The organism is Enorma timonensis, from assembly GCF_000321165.1.
In the GTDB taxonomy this organism is placed as follows: Bacteria; Actinomycetota; Coriobacteriia; order Coriobacteriales; family Coriobacteriaceae; genus Enorma.
In genome coordinates this window covers 1-868 of the sequence record NZ_CAPF01000112.1, presented here as the reverse complement: position 1 = coordinate 868, position 868 = coordinate 1, and the positions used below count along the sequence as shown (strand labels likewise).

The window sequence follows — 868 nt, the reverse complement described above, 5'->3', positions numbered from 1 at the left end:
GGCGCCGCATCGAGCGGGGCGTCGGCCTCGGCGGGGGCCATCGGGTCGAGCGCGGGCGTCGCCGCGCCGATTGGCGCGTTCGTCGGCTGGGGCGCCGGCTCGGAAGGGAATGTGCGCTCCCCGGACGTCATCGGCGGCTCACCTTCATCACGACGTCACCGATCTGCACCTCGTCGCCCTCGCGCAGGGTCGCGGGCTCCAGGAGCTGGCGGCCGTTCACGAGCGTGCCGTTGAGCGAGTTGAGGTCCTCGATGACGAGGGCGGGGCCCTGGAGCGAGAAGCGCGCGTGGCTCGCCGAGACGAACGGCTCGTTGATGCAGATGTCGGAGCTGGGCGAGCGGCCCACGATCACGGGGCCGAGCATGTCCACGTGGATGCCGCGGATGCCGCGCGGGCCCTTGTCGACGTCGATCGTCCAGATGGCGGAGTCGCGGCGCTGGCCGCGCACGAGGCCCACGCCGGTCTTCATGACGGCGAACAGGAAGATGTAGAGCAGGACGACGAGGACGATGCGCCCGATGAAGAGGATGACGTCGATCATGGGCCTCAGCTCCTGAACTCGAACGTGCTGAGACCGAAGGTGAGCACGTCACCGTTGCGCAGCGGGCAGCGGGTGATGCGGCGGTTGTTCACGAGTGTGCCGTTCGTGGAGTTGAGGTCCTCGATGGACCACTCGGTGCCCGCGAGCGTGATCTGCGCGTGGCGGCGCGAGACGTTGGGGTCGCGCAGCACGATGTTGGCGGCCGCGCGCTCGCGCCCGATGATGCACGCCGGCGCGGTGACGGGGTGGGTCTCGCCGGTCACGACGTCGACGAGCTGCGCCGACGCCGGGGCCGCGGCGCGCCCGCTCGCGAGGTTGCCGGCGATG

General features: G+C 71.0%; 2 protein-coding genes. Both read right to left on the bottom strand.

Annotated features, from left to right (window positions below; genetic code table 11):
• Positions 1 to 127: 127 nt before the first annotated feature.
• Positions 128 to 541: an FHA domain-containing protein gene (locus BN423_RS10465; protein WP_019240196.1), complete on the bottom strand. Its 414-nt coding sequence runs from the start codon at positions 539 to 541 to the stop codon at positions 128 to 130.
• Between the two features lie 5 nt (positions 542 to 546).
• A partial coding sequence (locus tag BN423_RS10460) for an FHA domain-containing protein (protein ID WP_019240195.1) occupies positions 547 to 868 on the bottom strand: 322 nt, incomplete at its 5' end.